The organism is Liquorilactobacillus vini DSM 20605, assembly GCF_000255495.1.
In the GTDB taxonomy this organism is placed as follows: domain Bacteria; phylum Bacillota; class Bacilli; order Lactobacillales; family Lactobacillaceae; genus Liquorilactobacillus; species Liquorilactobacillus vini.
Genome location: NZ_AHYZ01000045.1, coordinates 1 through 17,917 on the forward strand (window position 1 = coordinate 1; position 17,917 = coordinate 17,917).

The following is a 17,917-nucleotide window of genomic DNA, read 5'->3' on the forward strand; positions in this document are numbered from 1 at the left end:
AACCAATATAACTTTTTTTCCATTCGATGATGCTTAATCCCAGCATCTAAAAAGCCATCACCGATTACACTATATCCTAATTTCAGGTAAAAGCCCTGAGCTTGATCCTGTGCTCCTAAAGTTAAATATGGTATACCTGCTTTTTTGGCTTTTGCTTCAATAAAATTCAAAATTTGACGTGCTAAACCTTGCCGCCGAAATTTTTTTAAAGTTGCAACCCGTTGTATATGCCAACCACCATCAACTTGTTCGATCACTCGAGCAGTTGCTGCTGGCGCTGAGTCAAGATAGCCAACATAATATTTTGCCTGATCTTCATTTTCAATTTCTAATTCTGGTGCAACATGTTGTTCTTTAACAAAAACTTGCTGGCGAATCATTAGGGCAGCTTGATAACAAGTTGCTGAAGTTCCTATTCCGTTTTTTATCGTGAATTTCATTTGTTAACTCCTTTCTTTATTTAGAAAATCTATTATAAATAAGAATATTTGAAATAATCAAGGTTTGGTTTAAAATAGGAGTGTGGAGTTAATTCCGCACCGTGTGGATTTCAAAGGGAAGAGGCGATCGCAATGTCAAACAAGTTGAGCAAGGAAGAACGCAAAGCATTAGCTCGCAAAGCCTTAGAAGACCGCGCAAAGCATCCTCAAAAGAAGAGTAACGGTTCTGGTTTTGCACGGATCGATGCTGATGCCAAAAAATTAGAAAACTAATTTTTTATCAACTGTTTTGAGGAAAAAAGAGGCTGTCTCGGGCAACCTCTTTTTCTATGCAGTGTTTCACGCTTCATTTAAAATTATTTTTCGATGCTGATTGAATATCGAAGCAAAAATTTCCTTTTGATGTTCATCTAGAATTGAAAAATAGACCTCTTTAAAAGCATTCACAAACTCTGGGCTAGTAAGTTCGGTTTTGAATATCTGCGCTACCATCTCTGGATCATTGCCAGCCTGTCCACAACCAAAGGCTCCCAAAATTAAATATTCATCCCGCAAAACCTTAAATTGTCGCAATAACTGAATGACTCTTTGCTGCAAATCTTGTTGTAGCCTTTTCGTCTCAAACTGCTGGCTTTCTTTAACTGCTAATTTTAAATTAGGTGCAGAAATACTGATAAAATCAACAAACCTCGCTGGCTTCAGATAACTTTTCTCACTTTCATCATGTAAAACTTTAACCTGCTCTGAAACGATCATTTTCTGGCTGTAAAGACCTTGATTAAAATGGCATTGATTATAGTAATAATATTTGCGCCGAAATTGCATTAATTCCGGATATAAAAATGTATTACGACAAATTGCTTGCTCCTGTCCATCTCTTCCCTGACGAAATTCACCACCGGGTTCAATTGGATCAGCAAAATTCAAAACTCCGACCTTAGTTGACATATCCGTTGCCAATCTAATCCGCTGCAAAACATTTTCATGGTTAATAATAATTTTTAGTTTTTTACTCTGAAGTGGCTGGTACTGTTTCAAAAGACGGTTTTCAACCAACTGTGATTTTTGCTGAAGTCCATTCATTTCAACTTGATACAAATTCATCGTATGGTGGGCAATTTGACGATATTCTGCTTGAGTTAGTTTAACCAATTTGTTTGCCTGCCTTATTTCTTTCTCATCCCTCATCATACCACAAATTTAATTTTAATCTATTTTTAATCTTAAAGTTCAAAAAAAAACAGCCTTCAAAAATTGAAAGCTGCTTTTAGGATCATAATTGATCTTAATGACTCAAAATCCAAAAGAAAATAATAAAGACAAAGAACAAGCCATACATGATTGGATGCACTTCTTTACCACGTTTAGCAGCAATCATCGTAATTGGATAAGCAATGAAGCCCAGTGCCAAACCATCTGAAATACTGTAAGTCAAGGGCATCCCTAAAACAATCAAGAAGGAAGGAATTGCAATCTCCATCTTTTCCCAATTAATATTCTTCATACTTTCAGCCATTAAAACACCCACGATAATTAAGGCTGGTGCAGTTACTTGACTGGTAACCACTGCAAGTAATGGTGAAAAGAACAAGCCAAAAATAAATAAGATTCCAGTAACGACAGCGGTCAAACCTGAACGACCACCAACAGCGATTCCTGCTGAGGATTCAATGTAGGCACTAACTGGCGAAGTCCCCAACAAAGATCCAGCTAACATCGCCGTCGAGTCTGACATCAAAGCCTGACCAATTCGTGGCATTTTATTATCTTTCATAAAACCAGCTTGTTGAGCTAAGCCAACTAAAGTGCCAGCCGTATCAAAGAAAGTAACTAATAAGAAAGTCAGTACCACCACAATTAACTGCAAGGAATTAATATCACCAATATGTTTAACAGCTACTAAGAAAGTTGGCTTAAGACTAGGGGCCATTGAAAAGACTTGTGTTGGCAATTTGATCATGCCTAAAGCAATTCCTAAGATTGAGGTAGCAACCATCCCAATGAAAATTCCACCAGGTGTTTTCTTGACCATCAAAATTGCCGTCACGATTAACCCAAAAATTGTTAACCAAGTAGTGCCCGAAAAGTTTCCTAATCCAACAATCGTTGAGCTGTTTTTAACGATCAAACCACCGTCTGCCATACCAATAAAAGCAATAAATAAACCGATCCCGGCAGAAATGGCTGATTTTAAGTCCGCTGGAATCGCATCAATAATCAATTCACGAAGTTTAAAAATCGTAATAATTACAAAAATGATTGAGGCGATAAAAACTCCTGCTAAAGCCGTTTGCCAAGGAATCTTCATTCCAATACAGACTGAATAAGCAAAAAAAGCATTAACTCCCAGACCAGGTGCAGTTGCGATTGGATATTTAGCCAAAATTCCCATCATCAAACACCCCAAAGCACTTGCTAATGCTGTTGCAGTAAAAACAGCACCTTTATTCATTCCCGAAGCGCCCAAAACACTAGGATTGACAAATAATATATATGCCATTGAGATAAAAGTCGTAAAACCAGCTAAAAGTTCACGACGAAATGTTGTCTGCAATTCTTTTAAACCAAAGTAATCTACAATTCTCTCTTTCACAGTTTATCTCCCTTTCCGAACATTATTGATAGTTTATCATATTAACGAACGCTTTTTACTATACTATAATCCTTATTAATTGTAAACCACATTTTTTAGTTCCTGATTTATTTTTAAAGCGCAACTCGTTTGGAAGTAATTACCACCTTCGCTATAATATATTCATACTATATTTATTAACTGAAACTTGTTTTTTTGCTGATTAATCAAAGGGAGTTTTTTTATGTATGCTAAATTCAAAGATCTGCTGTTTAGGCCGCGCACGCTTTGGGAAAAGAACTTAATTGTTTTATGGTGCGGTACTTTTATGGCTGGGATCGCCTTCAGCTTAATCATGCCTTTTTTATCCTTATATATTGATACTTTGGGAAATTTTTCAAAAGATGAGCTTAATTTTTATAGCGGTATTACTTATTCAGCAACCTTTTTGGTAATGGCCATCATTTCACCATTCTGGGGAAAATTAGCTGATCGTAAGGGACGCAAATTAATGATCTTGCGTGCTTCGTTGGGAATGGCAATTGTCATTGGCTTAATGGGAGCAGTAACTAATATTTACCAGCTGATTATTTTGCGGCTTTTACAAGGAATTTTTTCTGGTTACGTCAGCAACTCAAATGCTTTGATCGCAACTGAAACTCCCAAAGAACACAGTGGTAAAGCTTTAGGAATCTTGATTACTGGAAATGTGACTGGTACCTTGTTTGGACCGCTTTTCGGTGGTTTTGTTGCTGCAAATTTTGGCTATCGGATAACTTTTGTGATTACCGGAGTAATTTTGTTGATCGTCTTTTTGCTAAGTGTTTTTTTTGTTCACGAAAGTTTTGTTCCAGTCGAAAAAAGCCAAATGAAGAGCGCCCGTGAAATTTTCTCGACTCTACCCAATCGGCGCATCATTATCGGCATGCTGTTTACAACCATGCTGATCCAGTTAGGAAACTTTTCAATCAGCCCAATTCTCAGCCTTTACATTCGCGAACTAATGAATTATCACGGACCAGTTACAATTGTTAGTGGCATTATTGCTTCTTTGCCTGGATTTTCAACTTTATTTGCCGCTCCTCGGCTTGGTGCTCTTGGTGATAAAGTTGGAACAGAACGCATCTTAATGTTTGGAATGATTGCTGCGGCTTTGATTTATTTGCCAATGGCTTGGGTAACTAATGTTTGGGAATTAGGGATCTTACGCTTTTTGATTGGAATAACTAATGCTGCTTTGCTACCGGCAGTGCAAGCTTTGCTAGCTAAAAATTCTCCAACTGCCGCAACCGGTAGAATTTTTAGTTATAATCAGTCGTTTCAAGCACTAGGCAATGTTTCCGGTCCATTAGTCGGTTCATTCGTTTCTGGCCTTTGGGATTACAGCAATGTCTTTTTATCAACTGCCGTAATTATTTTTTTAGGATGTTTCTGGGTACACTTTTCAGTTAAAGCTAAAAAATGATACAAAAAAAGCCTCCAAGTGGAGGTCTTTTTTACTTGCTGGTAAAACCATATTTTTTATTGAAACGATCAACCCGTCCATCAGCTTGGGTAAACTTCTGACGGCCAGTGTAGAACGGATGTGAATCACAAGAAATTTCAACCCGAATCAATGGATAAGTATTGCCGTCTTCCCATTCAATCGTTTCTTTGGAAGTCTTGGTCGAACCAGATAAGAACTTATAACCAGTAGCTGAATCTTGAAAAACTACTTGATGATAATCTGGATGAATTCCCTTTTTCATTTTGTTACTCTCCTTTGCCCTGGTTCATTTGCTGAGCCAGAGTTAATTCTTTCCAATACAACAAATTGTATAATATCATAAAATAAAACACAACGCAACTTAGCTTATTATTTTTTTTTCGTAAAATGATTTGAACGGCCCCAGATCGTTGTCAGTTTAGCCATTAAGCTTTGGTTATCGGTAGTTTGTTTCATCAATCTGATCAATTGTTCACTATTGCGTAAAGTATCTCCATTCATACTGCGTCGAAATTTCCATAAAAAGTCTAAGGTCTCTTGGTCAAGCAGCAGTTCTTCCTTGCGAGTTCCAGATTTCTTTAAATCGACCGCCGGGAAGATTCGCCTTTCAGCCAAATCCCTTGAAAGCTGCAGCTCCTGATTACCGGTTCCCTTAAACTCTTCATAAATCATGTCATCCATTCGACTGCCCGTGTCGACTAAAGCAGTCGCCAAAATCGTTAAGCTTCCGCCCTCTTCAATATTGCGCGCAGCACCAAAAAACTTTTTTGGTTTAAATAACGCGGCCGGATCGATTCCACCCGATAAAGTCCGGCCACTGGGAGGTACGACCAAATTATAAGCCCTTGCCAAACGAGTCAGTGAATCCAACAAAATAACAACATCCTGTTTATCCTCCGTCAAACGCATCGCTCGTTCTAAAACCAATTCAGCCACCCGAACATGATTTTCTGGGCGCTGATCAAAAGTTGAATAGATCACTTCACCCTTAACTGTCCGCTCCAAATCGGTCACTTCTTCTGGGCGTTCATCAATCAACAAAACCATTAATTTGGCACTAGGATAATTTTGAGCAATTCCGTTGGCAATTGCTTTCAACAAACTCGTTTTCCCCGCTTTGGGTGGGGCAACAATCAATCCGCGTTGACCAAAACCAATCGGTGCAAATAAATCAATAATTCGTGTCGAAATCTGTTGCTGAGTTGTTGCTAAATTGATCTGTTTTTGAGGATAAATCGCAGTTAAAGCTGGAAAATGCGGCCGTTGCTTAGCTTCTTCAGGGTGTTTACCATTAACGCTATCAACATGCATTAACCCATAATAACGTTCTTTAGCTTTGGGCGGCCGAACCTTTCCTGCAACCAAATCTCCATTTCTTAAACTAAATCGATGGATCTGCGAAGAAGAAATATAGATATCCTCTTGTGAAGGACCATAGTTGATTGGCCGTAAAAACCCAAAACCATCTTCATTATTAGAAAGCTCCAAAACTCCAGCCATATAATAATAACCTTGTTCTTGAGCCTTGGCCCGAATTACAGCTAGTGTTAATTCCTTTTTATTCATCTGACTATAATAAGGAATTTTATATTCACGAGCATAATTATAAATTTCTTTGAGGTTTTTCTCGCGCAAATCCAATAAAGTTAAATTATCTGTCAAATTTCTCTCCTAAAATTATTGATCAGTCGAAACAGTTGCTTCATCAACTAGTTTAATTTTAACTGATAATCCCGCCAGCTTATCCACGATACGTTCATAACCACGTAAAATATTATCGGCATGATTGATAATGGTTGTTCCCTTAGCCATTAAACCAACTCCCAGCAAAGAAACTCCAGCCCGAATTTCACTAGCTTCAACCGATGCTCCAATCAAATTAGCAGAATGATTGATGGAAATAACCCAATTTTGACTATTAATTTTAACACCCATTTTTTTTAATTCGGGAATATGCTTGATCCGTTCTGGATATAAAGTATCAATAACTCTACTGCAGCCATTAGCTTTCAGCAATAGTGGAGTAATTGGTTGCTGGAGATCCGTCGCAAACCCGGGAAATGGTGCTGTTTTGATCGTGACCGGTGTTAGATTATGTCCACCTTCAACATAGATACTATCTTCATTGACTTCTAAATACACACCCATTTCAATTAGCTTAGCAATAAAAGGTTCAAGATGTTCAGTAATTACATTCTTAACTAAGACACCTTCACCATTAGCGGCTGCAAAAGACAAATATGTACCAGCTTCGATTCGATCTGGAATAATCGTATGCGTATTTTGAGCTTTTAAATTGGAAACGCCTTTGATTCGAATTATATCAGTTCCGGCTCCACGAATCTGTGCTCCCATATTATTTAAAAAAGTTGCCAAGTCAATTATTTCAGGTTCCTTAGCCGCATTTTCAATGATCGTTGTTCCCTTAGCTTTAACTGCTGCTAATAAAACATTGATTGTTGCTCCAACTGAAACAATATCAAAAAAGATTCGTGCACCGTGCAATCCAGCTGCTGAGGTATAAATTGAAACCGCATCATCGCGTTCCTCGACAATTGCACCTAAAGCTCGAAAGCCCTTAATATGTTGATCTATTGGCCGTGGACCAATATTATCACCGCCAGGAAAGCCAACCAAAGCCTTGCCAAATTTTCCAAGTAAGGCTCCCATGAAATAATACGATGCTCGTAAACTTCGAATGGCTCCACCTGGCAAGGGAACATTTTTAATTTGGGTTGGATCAATTTCCAATTCTCCATGAGAGTAATTAGAAACAACATTCATTTTTTTTAAAATTAGCATTAAATTGTGTACATCTAAGATATCAGGTACTGAATCAAATTTGACTGGCGTATCTGCCAAAATAGCGGCTGGGATCAAAGCCACGGTGCTGTTTTTTGCTCCACCAATGGTCACCTCACCCGACAATTTCTGCCCGCCTTTAATTATCATTTTTTTCATTTTTAATAATTCTCCACTCACATTTAAATCGCGTTCAATGTAGCGGCATTCATGCTAAGTTAAAAATTATTTAACTTACAAGAGGCCTTTATCCATAATACAAGATCGCTTGCCAGGTTTCAATTAATCTAATCAAAATATTGAAAATACTAATCAAAAATTAAAAAAATATCGTCAGCCTTGGCTGACAATATTTTTAACATCAATATCTTGCTAATTAGCTACCTTACTTAACTGCACGATAATTAGCAATAAAATTTGACAAAACCTGTTCTTCATCAGTTTGTGGCTGATAAGTCTGCTGCTTAATTCCATGAATCTTTTCTACCGGCAGATGACTCTTTAAAGACAATTCGGTATCTGTCAAATGAAATTTTTCTTGGAAAATTACAATTTTTTCAGCTAAAGATTCTACTTGCCCTTGACTCATCAAAAATCACCTCACAGCTTATATGTTTTACAATATTAAGCATACCATAATTTTTTTACTTGGTGTTCGAGGCTTTAATTAAATTAAAAAATGTTGTCCGAAAATTATTTCTGATCAGCACTAGCTGCGATAAAGGCTTTAAACAAACCCTCTGGGCGTTGCGGTCGTGACAAAAACTCAGGATGATATTGCGAAGCTACAAAAAACTTACGATCAGTTAACTCAATCACTTCAATCAAATGATTATCCGGCGAGGTTCCTGAAAAAGTCAAGCCATGCTCAATAAAGGTCTTACGATACTGATTATTAAATTCATAACGATGACGATGACGCTCCTGAATTACATCCTGATTATCGTAAGCAGCCGCTGTTTTAGTTCCTGGTTTTAGCTTGCACGGATATAGGCCTAGGCGTAGCGTCCCACCCATCTCTTCAACATCTTCCTGATCAGCCATTAAATCAATAATTTTGTTTTGACAATCAGGCTTAACTTCAGTTGTATAAGCATCTGCTAAACCAACAACATTCCGTGCAAATTCAATGCAAGCCATCTGCATTCCTAAGCAAATTCCTAAATATGGCACATCATTTTCACGTGCATACCGAATTGCCTGAATCATACCTTCTAATCCACGATTGCCAAAGCCACCAGGGACTAAAATCCCATCATAATCTGCTAACATTTCAGCAACATTTTCAGCCGTGATTTTTTCAGAGTCAAACAATTTGACTTCAACGTCGGCATTAATTGCATAACCCGCGTGCTTTAAAGCCTCATTAACTGAAATATAGGCATCCGGCAACTTGACATATTTGCCGACCAAAGCAATCTTGACCTGCTTGGTTAAATTTTCAACCCGATCAACTAATTCGATCCATTTTGTCATATCGGCCTGCGAAGTATTTAAGTGCAATTTGCGGCAAACAATTTCATCCATCCCCTGCTTTTGCAAATTAAGCGGAATTTTGTATAACGAATCAACGTCAACCGACTCAATTACGGCATCCGGCTCAACATCACAGAAATTCGAAATCTTATTTCGCACACTAGCAGAAATATGTTTTTCTGTCCGTACAACTAAAATATTCGGTTGAATGCCCAAGCCACGCAATTCCTTAACGCTATGTTGAGTTGGCTTAGTTTTCATTTCACCAGCTGCATGCAGAAATGGAATTAAGGTAGTGTGAATATAAAGAACATTTTCACTGCCAACATCTGCCTTCATCTGACGCAAAGCTTCTAAAAATGGCAAGGATTCAATATCACCAACCGTGCCACCAACTTCAGTGATCACTACGTCAGCATTCGTAGTCGTACCAGCCCGCGTGATTTTTTCCTTGATCATATTAGTAATATGTGGAATAACTTGAACCGTTGCTCCCAAATAATCACCGCGTCGTTCTTTTTTGATAACCTCCGAATATATTTTTCCAGTAGTTACATTAGAATATTTGTTCAAATTGATGTCGATAAAGCGCTCATAGTGTCCCAAATCCAAGTCGGTTTCGGTTCCGTCGTCAGTTACAAAAACCTCACCATGCTGATACGGACTCATCGTTCCTGGATCAACATTGATATAAGGATCAAACTTTTGAATCATAACCTTTAATCCCCGATTTTTTAACAAACGACCGAGTGAAGCTGCCACGATTCCTTTTCCTAAAGATGAAACTACTCCACCAGTTACAAATATATATTTGGTCATCACTAAACTCCTTTGGCTAGTTTTTTAGAGACAATCTTTGGCAATAACAAAATAACAAGCTCCCTATTCCTTGAATAGGGAGCTTGTAGTTCCGATCTAACCAGCCTCACAAAATAAAAAATCATGAGGCGCCCAATAAGCATTCTACAAAATCAAAGACTGAACGTCAAGTAATTATTTTTAAGCTTGATCATCCAAATCATCATCTGATAATTCTGAAAGTTGGCCCTCAATTCCATCAGGCAATTCATTATCATCAACATCATCTGTCTCATCGATGTCGCTTAAATCTTTATCATATTCCTTTATTTCTGAATCATCATCAGAATCCGTAAAATTCTGATCGTCATTATCATCGTCAAAATCGATCACATCATCATCGCCATCGTCATCATCATCCATAAAGGCATTAACTTTCCGACGTTTGTCATGTTCCTCGTCCTCATCATCCTCGATATGCACAACTGCTTCATCAATTGAATCATACGGATACCAAGAACGCAAGCCCCAAAGATTATCTCCGAGTGAGATAAAGCTGCCATCAATATTCAAATCTGTATAAAATTGGGATAAACGTTCCCGGATTTCTTCATCACTTTTACCAAGGAATTCCTGCACTTCATTAGTTAAATCAGCAAAGGGCATCACATCTCCATGCTGTTTTAAAATCTCGTGTGCAACTTCGATCATTGACAACTCGCTTCGATCGGCATCTTTAAACTTTTCTAGCTCCAACCTGGTACACGTCCTTTCAACAGTCTAAACTTTATAATACCTTTTCAAGTAGTAAATTGCAATCTAATTTTATATCTACCAAGCAATTCTAAACCATTATATAACAAATAATCGACTTTGATTTTTCCCGCTAATGGAAACTCATTCAAAATCACCTGCAAATTAGGGGTAACTGTTTCGATCGGCAATAGTCCATACGGCGTTTGATAAGTTGCCGCTATTCGATGATTGTCTTTAAAAAAAAGCTGCAGCTTTAAATCATCCCGTTTTCTAGTCAAATGAATACTGCTGTCCTCGGTGATTTTAAACGTTACTGTGATTTTTTCGGGCTCATTTGCTTCAATATACCGCAGATATATTGAATTGCCCATTTGAAAAATTCGTCCAGAAAACTCTTTTTCATATTCACTGACTTCGCCAGCTTGTTCGCGTTGCGTCAGCAAATGAATCAAAATCGGTGTTCCATTTTCCAAAGTCTTCACCTCCTGAATTACCATTAACTAATTATACCATTTATCTTAATACCTGATAGCTAAACTGTTTATTATCATTACTATAATGCTATAATAGCTTTAAATATTATCCTAGTCAGGAAGTGAGCTCGATCAAAGAACATGATAAATTATTACCACGAGAAAAAGTTCTACGTGATCCAATCCACAGTTATATCTATATTCAATCACAAATTATTTTAGATTTGATCAACACCAAAGAATTCCAACGCTTACGGCGAATTAGGCAACTAGGAACTGCCAGCAGTACTTTCCATGGTGCCGAACACTCCCGTTTTACTCATTCGGTTGGTGTTTATGAAATTGCACGTCAGATTTGCGATACCTTCGCCAGAAATTATCCAACCAGCCAGCCAAATGATGGTTTGTGGGACGATCGCGAACGGTTAGTCGCCCTTTGTGCAGCTTTACTGCACGATATTGGCCACGGTCCTTATTCACATACTTTCGAACATATTTTTCAAACTAACCATGAAGCTTTAACAGCTCAAATTTTGTTATCACCCAAAACTGAAGTCAACCAAGTTTTACGCCAAGTATCACCAGTATTCCCACAAAAGGTTGCTAGTGTCATTCAAAAAACTTATCCGAATCCGCAGGTTGTTCAGATGATTTCCAGTCAAATCGACGCTGATCGGATGGATTACTTGCTACGTGATTCATATTTTACCGGAACAAATTATGGGACTTTTGATTTGCGACGAATTTTGCGTATGATGCGGCCTTATCGAAATGGAATAACTTTCCATGTTAGTGGGATGCATGCAGTCGAAGATTATATCATCAGTCGGTTTCAAATGTATCAGCAAGTTTACTTTCATCCAGTATCACGTTCGATGGAGGTTATTTTGAACCATCTTCTTTTACGAGCTAAGTTGCTCTATCAAAGCTCTCATTGGGATAAAGATCGGCTACCGCAAATGCTGCTGCCCTTCTTTGCTGGAAAATTCTCATTGCTCGATTATTTAAAACTAGATGATAACATTTTAAATACTTATTTCACCATCTGGTGTGATGATCCAGATCCAATTTTGAGTGATTTAGCACGCCGCTTTTTAAATCGCAAACCATTTAAATCTGTTTGTTACGCTGAACAAACTAAAAAAGTTTTGCCACAACTGAAAAGTTTAGTTCATCAAGCTGGTTTTGATGCGACTTACTATACTGCTACTAACAATAGTTATGATTTACCATACGATGCTTATGAGCCTGGTCAAAAACAGCAGGCCGCTCAAATTAAATTAATGCGTGACGATGGCTCTCTGGTTGAATTATCGACAGTCAGCAAACTAGTCAAAGCAATCACTGGAAAATTTTTAGGAGATGAACGCTTCTTCTTTCCTAAAGAGATGCTGCTTGGCCAAGGTCCAACTTTTCAAGAGTTTCGCAGCTATTTAAAAAATGGCTGGATCAAAAATCCAACCAAATAAGCCTCAATCAAGTGTAATAATAATCGCTAAAGCTATATAGGTCAGCCCAACGATCAAACAACTGGTACCGAAACGGTGGATCGTGACTGGTCTATTTTTTAATTCTCCGACTTTTTTAATATCAATTTTACGCTGTTGGTACTCCTGATCAGTTTCACCTTTTTTACGTCGTTGAAACCACCCTGCCATTAAGTGTGCTCCTAATAAAACATCAACAACGGTTGTGCAAATCAAAGCTAAGCCTAACAAAAATAGCAAATTAGAAAGATATAAACTCCACTTCACTAAATAACTTATTACTGCAGCTAAAAGTCCAACAAGTTGTGCCAAGCTTGTTAGTTTAAAAAAATACCTTTTATTCAATCTTTTCATAATTCCCCATCTCAGTTGATATTGACATAATTTCCGGTGACTTCATTTAATTTAGCGATTTTACCAGTTGTTATCTCAAATTGATACATTCCTTTGAGATTTGAAACATTACTGTCAGAAGGGCTGGTATGACGAATTTCGATTTGATAAGTCTGCGCATTGACTTGCTTAACGTAATACTGATCGCCGGCTTCTTGTGGAATCTGAGAGGTTTTAAAAAATTTCTCCAGCACTTGATCATTCGATAAAGACTCAGCTACTGAAGAAACTTGACTATTTGTAGCACTGGAAATTGAGCTGCCGGTTTTTTGAGCATATTCAGAACTAATTAACTTTGAACTGCGAGCGTTAGTATAACCATTTGTTGCTGTTTTATTACTTGAAGCTGCTGAAGAACTCCCAGCAGAAGTACTTGAAGCAACAGATTGGCTCTGACGTTGAGAAATTAAATTTCCATATTCAGCTGCCTTCGCCTGGTAAGCAGCAACTAATTGATACTTATTCGATAAGTCTAACAAAGCTTGATAACTGCCACCAGCTGCCGCATATTTTCCGGCTTGATAGTAGGTAACGATCTCTTGGTAATAAATTTTAGCCAATTTTGAAGCTTGCAGTTCTTTTTTTAAAGCAGTGATCTGTTTAACCAAACTATCTGGCTGATCGACTTTTTCTAGATCTGCTAAGTTAGCTTGCGCTGTTGTTAGATTACCAGCTGCCAAGTCTTTTTTAATCTCTAAGACGCGGCCAAGCTGATTATATAGTTTCTTTTCTTGAGCTGTGGCTGTATTTTGCGTAACTACCTTTTTTAAGCGCTCAAAAGCTTGATGATCTGCCCCACGGTTTAGATCCTTTAGTGCCTGCTGATACTGCTTTTGACTCGTTGTTGTGACAGTTTCTCGACTTGAATTCTGCTGGTCGGTTGCAGAACAGGCAGTTAAGCTCCATAGCGAAAATGAACAGCACACAATCAGCAATAATTTGCCTTGTTCGAGTTTCAATCCTGCCGCCCCCATTTCTTTGACTGATCTTAATTTAATTATAACACGTTACGAGCCTGCGCTAATCTTGTTTTACTTGCTGATTCTCAACTTTCCTGACCATTAATTCAATTGCAACTCCAATTACTCCAATCACAGCGATGGCTGAATATAAGACCATAAAAGTCTCACCAACAAAGATTTTTGAATTTAAATAATAGCCAAAAGTCGAACGTAATTTATCTAACAAAATAAACAAAGCCAAATTACCACCGAACATGCCAAAGAATAAAGTATTAAACGTCATTCCCATGATCTGAAAACCAATTGTTCGACCACTTTTACGTAAGTTTTGGCTGGAAATAGCTGGTGTTTGCTCAATAATTTCTTGCATACCACTAGTAATGGCAATTGCCGCTTCAGCAATGGCACCTAATGTGCTTAAAATTGTCGTCGCAATCAGCAAGCTTTCAAAATTAATGCCGATCGCCAAGTTAAAAGCCTCGACTTCTTCAGAATCTTCACTACTAAAACCTTCAATTTGCACCAAGTGATCAAAAGGAATAATCATTATTACCATTAATGCTAAAACAATGACTGTTGCAAAAAAAGCTGTGTTTGCCACTGTCTCCTGGCAGTCGCTCAGGTAAATCGTAATTGCTAAAATACAACAGCCACTTAAAACTGAAACCATAATGGGTGAAAAGCCCCCGGCAATCAAAATAACGCTTAAAAACAATAAGCAAAAATTCAAGCCAAAACTGATGATTGCTTTAAAGCCATTTTTACCACCAACCAGAATCACTAAAATTGCTAAAATCAATAACAATGTTTTTAAAGTTGTCATTTATTCATCCACTCCAATCTCCAGGCTGCTAATAAACTAGCCATTGGAATCGTTAAAGTAATTCCAATTCCACTAATGATTGCTTGGACAAATCCTAATGACATCGTCCATTCAAAAGTATAGCCAACTGAATTGCCAGTTCGAAAATATAAAGTTGCCAAGGCAAATGTTTCTGTAAAGAAAACCAGTAGCAAAACATTAATCAATGGCCCCATGATCGAACGACCAACCTGTCGGCCAGATAAGAATAACTGTTTAAAAGCAATTTTTGGCTGACTTTGTTTCAACTCAAACAAAGTTGACACAATATCAGTAGATGCATCCATGACTGTTCCTAAAAGTCCAATCAAAGTCGAAGCTAAAAAAAGCTGTTTTGGCTGCTGTGTTGCAAAATCTAACGCTTCATAATGCATCCCTGAATCGTGCGTTAGCTGAGTTACTAAATACGATAGACCTAGAGCCAAGGCAGTTGCGCTTGAAACTGCAATAAAAGTCACCAAGCTTTGCTGATTAAAACCAATTACGATTAAAAGGGAAATCGCTGTAAACAAAATTGCCCCGGCAGCAAAAATCCAAAAAAAGTTGGTAATATTCCAAGTAATATCAAGTTGAACTAAAACCAAAAATAAAACAAAATTGATCGCCACACTAATAATTGCTTTAATTCCGGTTAATTTCATTACTAAAAATAAAGCTGCCAATAATAACCAGATTAGCAGAAATAAATAAGCATCACGCTTGTAGTTAATGATCGTAACTGTTGGCTTACTTTTCCGGTGCTGATGATAATAATTAACAAACACATCTTGACCTGTCGTAAATTGTTGATCCTCCCCGTGGGATTTAGTAAAAGTGTTTTTAAAGTGAAAAATTTGGCCACGATATTTTCCATTCAAAACTTTCCCAGTTAATTTTTGATCAACTTGTTGGTCGTGGTTACCATACTCATCCGTTATTTTTTGCGGCTGACTATTTTCAACTTTGATAATCCGAATAATTGGTTGTTGATATAAGAAAGCATCATTTCTGGCCAAAAAGAAAATTAATAGGCCACCACCAATAAACAAGCAGATGGGAAATACAAACTTTTTTATCTTATCCAAAACTTTCTACCTGTCTTTCTGTCTAATTGTTTTAAAAATACCACTCTTCCCCCACATTAATAAAGTTTACTATTCATTTCTTAAGCAAATAAAAACAAATCTTTGGTATAATTTAAGATAATCAATTTGTTAATAATAAATCAGTGATTGGAGAGATAATATGAAATACAGCACTGAAGTTCTTAAAATGCTTTCAAATACCGATCAGCCACTTTCTGGTGAAAAGATAGCCCAGAATTTAAAAATCAGCCGTGCTGCTGTTTGGAAAATTATCCAAAAACTCCAGGCTACTGGTTATCAAATTGAAAGCCAGCATCGTTTAGGCTATATTTATCATGATAATAGCAAATTGAACCAATATATCATTAAAAAAAACTTAACTGCTCAACTCAGTCAACAGCTTGGTTTCGAAATCCATCAAACGATTGACTCCACCAATATACGAGCTAAACAACTAAGTTTTAAAAAACATTTGCATCCATTAGTGATTATCAGTGATCAGCAGACTGCCGGCTATGGGCGTTACGGCCGCTATTACAGTTCTCCCAGTGGCAACATTTACTTGTCCTTGTTGCTGCCTAATCCCAGCCATCAGCTAGTCCCAGGCTTATTGACAACTGCCACGGCTTTAGCAGTTAGCCTGTCAATCGAAAAAAAGCTGGCGGTTCAACCACAAATTAAATGGGTCAACGATTTACTACTTAACCAAAAAAAAATTGTTGGTATCTTGACGGAAGCCATCACTAATATTGAAACTCGTTCAATTGATCAAGTTGTGATTGGAATTGGCATCAATTATTTGACACAACTTGATCAACTACCACCCGAAATCCAAGCGCGAGCTGGTTCACTAAGAAAATTTGCTCTAGCAGCTAAAGTGACCCGTAATCAATTTATCGCTGCCGTTTTGAATCAATTTTTTCAAATATATCAAACCTATCAAACTGGGAATTTTTTGCCAGCTTACCGGCAGCGCTGTTACTTATTACATAAAGAAGTTACGATCCAACAAGGACAACAAAAAATTGCGGGCTTAGCGACTGATATTGACCAACAGGGATGCATAGTTTTGAGCAATGGGCAGCATATCTCTTCTGGTGAAGTTACTAAAATTCGCTTAAAATAAATATGAGCCAAAAGGCAGTATACTTATGCCGCGAACTTAGGAAGGGAGAATGTATTGTTCCTATTGAATGTTCGAACACAAGTTACTGGCTTTTAGCCCATATTTATTTTTTAAGTCAGTTTTTTAAGTTGGCAGCCGCTGCTTGATCAAGAATCACGGTCACATTTGGATGCTCTTGCAAAGCACTGGCCGGACAAGCAGTAGTAACTGGTCCTTGAATCATTTTAGCAACCGCTACTGCTTTATTGGTACCAAAAGCCTCTAGCAAGATTTGCTTGGCCTGCAAAATTGAACCAATTCCCATTGAATAAGCAAAACGTGGTACTTCAGCTGCATTCTCAAAAAATCTTGAATTGGCTTCGATAGTTGAATTCGTTAAAGCAACCTTGCGCGTTTTCTCAGCAAAACTTGATCCAGGTTCATTAAATCCAATATGTCCGTTTTGACCAATTCCAAGTAACTGTAAATCAATTGGATGAGCTGTCAAAACTTGATTATAGCGTTCAATTTCAACCTGTTCATCTGCAGCATCACCTTGTGGCAAAAATGAGTGCTTAAACTTTTTAAAATTAAACAATTTTTTTTGCATATAAGCATGATAACTGCGCGGATCATCAGCTTTTAAGCCAACATATTCATCCAAATTAATTGAAATTGCTTGAGCAAAGTCTAGATCACTGTTAACTAGTTCTTGATAGGTTGTTAAAGGTGTACTTCCAGTTGCCAGTCCAAAAACCCGTGCACCCTTTTTTAGTGCTGCTGCAAAGATGTTAAACGCCGCTTTACCGCCTTGCTGACTATCTTTAACAATAATAATTTTCAACTCAATCAGCCCCCTTATTGGTATATACCCATTATATAATGGACTATACCAAAAAGCAATTTAAGATGCTCATCATTAGTTGAACAGTTTAATTATAAATTATAAGTAAGCGTTTGTAAATAATTAAAAGTATTTATAAGCGTTTTTAATTATTTAGCATCTAGAGTCTTAGATTCTGATGCTTTAAGCTGGGAAAAATATATTTATCAGCCTGACCAACCACATACCCTTGAAAAAGCAGTGAAAAGATCGTCCCAATATTAATTGCATATAACTGTTTAGTTACCATAAAGGACAACCAAATTGCAACTGCTGGAAATGAAAATGATAGCCATTGTGCTTGGGTGGAATTACCATGACAAAATTTAAATCTAATCACTTGCATCAAATCATCTGG

Annotated in this window: 19 protein-coding genes and 1 pseudogene; 4 read left to right on the plus strand and 16 right to left on the minus strand. The window is 37.4% G+C overall.

Features of this window, described 5'->3' with window-relative positions; all coding sequences use genetic code 11:
- A partial coding sequence (locus tag ON15_RS02540) for a GNAT family N-acetyltransferase (RefSeq protein ID WP_010579911.1) occupies window positions 1-440 on the minus strand: 440 nt, incomplete at its 3' end.
- Window positions 441-572: 132 nt separating this feature from the next.
- Here ON15_RS02540 and ON15_RS11710 point away from each other — a divergent pair.
- The gene (locus ON15_RS11710; RefSeq protein ID WP_010579912.1) at window positions 573-713 is read left to right on the plus strand and encodes a hypothetical protein; all 141 of its coding nucleotides are present in this window, start codon (window positions 573-575) and stop codon (window positions 711-713) included.
- Window positions 714-779: 66 nt separating this feature from the next.
- Here ON15_RS11710 and ON15_RS02545 read toward each other — a convergent pair whose 3' ends face one another.
- Window positions 780-1,592, minus strand: a complete 813-nt coding sequence (locus ON15_RS02545; protein WP_010579913.1) for a TIGR02452 family protein — start codon at window positions 1,590-1,592, stop codon at window positions 780-782.
- Window positions 1,593-1,725: 133 nt separating this feature from the next.
- On the minus strand, window positions 1,726-3,033 hold the full coding sequence (locus ON15_RS02550) for an NCS2 family permease (RefSeq protein WP_010579914.1): 1,308 nt from the start codon (window positions 3,031-3,033) through the stop codon (window positions 1,726-1,728).
- Window positions 3,034-3,256: 223 nt separating this feature from the next.
- Here ON15_RS02550 and ON15_RS02555 point away from each other — a divergent pair, with 223 nt between their 5' ends.
- Window positions 3,257-4,477 (plus strand): multidrug efflux MFS transporter, encoded by a 1,221-nt coding sequence (locus ON15_RS02555; protein ID WP_010579915.1) that lies wholly within the window; start codon window positions 3,257-3,259, stop codon window positions 4,475-4,477.
- A gap of 31 nt (window positions 4,478-4,508) precedes the next feature.
- Here the strand turns inward: ON15_RS02555 and ON15_RS02560 are convergent, their stop codons facing one another.
- The 7 genes from ON15_RS02560 to ON15_RS02590 form a co-directional block, all read right to left on the minus strand.
- Entirely contained in the window at window positions 4,509-4,760 is a 252-nt protein-coding gene (locus ON15_RS02560) for a type B 50S ribosomal protein L31 (protein WP_010579916.1), read from the minus strand.
- 107 nt (window positions 4,761-4,867) lie between these two features.
- Window positions 4,868-6,160, minus strand: a complete 1,293-nt coding sequence (gene rho / locus ON15_RS02565) for a transcription termination factor Rho (protein WP_010579917.1) — start codon at window positions 6,158-6,160, stop codon at window positions 4,868-4,870.
- A 15-nt stretch (window positions 6,161-6,175) separates the two neighbouring features.
- The gene (locus ON15_RS02570; protein WP_010579918.1) at window positions 6,176-7,459 is read right to left on the minus strand and encodes a UDP-N-acetylglucosamine 1-carboxyvinyltransferase; all 1,284 of its coding nucleotides are present in this window, start codon (window positions 7,457-7,459) and stop codon (window positions 6,176-6,178) included.
- 226 nt (window positions 7,460-7,685) lie between these two features.
- A complete protein-coding gene (locus ON15_RS02575) occupies window positions 7,686-7,889 on the minus strand; it encodes an LBP_cg2779 family protein (RefSeq protein ID WP_010579919.1) in 204 nt (67 codons plus the stop codon).
- A 104-nt stretch (window positions 7,890-7,993) separates the two neighbouring features.
- Complete coding sequence (locus tag ON15_RS02580) at window positions 7,994-9,595, minus strand: CTP synthase (RefSeq protein WP_010579920.1); 1,602 nt, start codon at window positions 9,593-9,595, stop codon at window positions 7,994-7,996.
- A 180-nt stretch (window positions 9,596-9,775) separates the two neighbouring features.
- A complete protein-coding gene (gene rpoE, locus ON15_RS02585) occupies window positions 9,776-10,330 on the minus strand; it encodes a DNA-directed RNA polymerase subunit delta (RefSeq protein WP_010579921.1) in 555 nt (184 codons plus the stop codon).
- Between the two features lie 44 nt (window positions 10,331-10,374).
- Window positions 10,375-10,812, minus strand: coding sequence for a YwiB family protein (locus ON15_RS02590; RefSeq protein WP_235720421.1), 438 nt, complete (start codon window positions 10,810-10,812; stop codon window positions 10,375-10,377).
- A 122-nt stretch (window positions 10,813-10,934) separates the two neighbouring features.
- Between ON15_RS02590 and ON15_RS02595 the strand changes: the two genes are divergently transcribed.
- The gene (locus ON15_RS02595; RefSeq protein WP_040524719.1) at window positions 10,935-12,272 is read left to right on the plus strand and encodes an HD domain-containing protein; all 1,338 of its coding nucleotides are present in this window, start codon (window positions 10,935-10,937) and stop codon (window positions 12,270-12,272) included.
- 3 nt (window positions 12,273-12,275) lie between these two features.
- Here ON15_RS02595 and ON15_RS02600 read toward each other — a convergent pair whose 3' ends face one another.
- The 4 genes from ON15_RS02600 to ON15_RS02615 all read right to left on the minus strand — a co-directional run bounded on the left by ON15_RS02600 (window position 12,276) and on the right by ON15_RS02615 (window position 15,571).
- Window positions 12,276-12,644, minus strand: coding sequence for a DUF3899 domain-containing protein (locus ON15_RS02600; protein WP_010579924.1), 369 nt, complete (start codon window positions 12,642-12,644; stop codon window positions 12,276-12,278).
- 11 nt (window positions 12,645-12,655) lie between these two features.
- Entirely contained in the window at window positions 12,656-13,642 is a 987-nt protein-coding gene (locus ON15_RS02605; RefSeq protein WP_010579925.1) for a hypothetical protein, read from the minus strand.
- 61 nt (window positions 13,643-13,703) lie between these two features.
- Entirely contained in the window at window positions 13,704-14,468 is a 765-nt protein-coding gene (locus ON15_RS02610; protein ID WP_010579926.1) for a YibE/F family protein, read from the minus strand.
- On the minus strand, window positions 14,465-15,571 hold the full coding sequence (locus ON15_RS02615; protein WP_010579927.1) for a YibE/F family protein: 1,107 nt from the start codon (window positions 15,569-15,571) through the stop codon (window positions 14,465-14,467). The genes ON15_RS02610 and ON15_RS02615 overlap by 4 nt, the downstream gene beginning before the upstream one ends.
- Before the next feature lie 160 nt (window positions 15,572-15,731).
- On the opposite strand from ON15_RS02615, the gene ON15_RS02620 reads away from it, so the two are divergent.
- Window positions 15,732-16,697 (plus strand): biotin--[acetyl-CoA-carboxylase] ligase, encoded by a 966-nt coding sequence (locus ON15_RS02620; protein ID WP_010579928.1) that lies wholly within the window; start codon window positions 15,732-15,734, stop codon window positions 16,695-16,697.
- Window positions 16,698-16,812: 115 nt separating this feature from the next.
- On the opposite strand, the gene nagB is transcribed toward ON15_RS02620, so the two are convergent.
- Both nagB and ON15_RS02630 read right to left on the minus strand, forming a co-directional pair.
- The gene (nagB, locus tag ON15_RS02625; RefSeq protein WP_010579929.1) at window positions 16,813-17,520 is read right to left on the minus strand and encodes a glucosamine-6-phosphate deaminase; all 708 of its coding nucleotides are present in this window, start codon (window positions 17,518-17,520) and stop codon (window positions 16,813-16,815) included.
- 160 nt (window positions 17,521-17,680) lie between these two features.
- A pseudogene (locus ON15_RS02630) lies at window positions 17,681-17,917 on the minus strand (hypothetical protein); the annotation flags it as partial.

Coding starts and splice junctions, on each gene's coding strand:
- ON15_RS02610 (WP_010579926.1), bottom strand. CDS start 14,468: ATGACAACTTTAAAAACATTGTTATTGATTTTAGCAATTTTAGTGATT.
- ON15_RS11710 (WP_010579912.1), top strand. CDS start 573: ATGTCAAACAAGTTGAGCAAGGAAGAACGCAAAGCATTAGCTCGCAAA.
- ON15_RS02560 (WP_010579916.1), bottom strand. CDS start 4,760: ATGAAAAAGGGAATTCATCCAGATTATCATCAAGTAGTTTTTCAAGAT.
- ON15_RS02570 (WP_010579918.1), bottom strand. CDS start 7,459: ATGAAAAAAATGATAATTAAAGGCGGGCAGAAATTGTCGGGTGAGGTG.
- ON15_RS02600 (WP_010579924.1), bottom strand. CDS start 12,644: ATGAAAAGATTGAATAAAAGGTATTTTTTTAAACTAACAAGCTTGGCA.
- ON15_RS02575 (WP_010579919.1), bottom strand. CDS start 7,889: ATGAGTCAAGGGCAAGTAGAATCTTTAGCTGAAAAAATTGTAATTTTC.
- ON15_RS02620 (WP_010579928.1), top strand. CDS start 15,732: ATGAAATACAGCACTGAAGTTCTTAAAATGCTTTCAAATACCGATCAG.
- ON15_RS02580 (WP_010579920.1), bottom strand. CDS start 9,595: ATGACCAAATATATATTTGTAACTGGTGGAGTAGTTTCATCTTTAGGA.
- ON15_RS02555 (WP_010579915.1), top strand. CDS start 3,257: ATGTATGCTAAATTCAAAGATCTGCTGTTTAGGCCGCGCACGCTTTGG.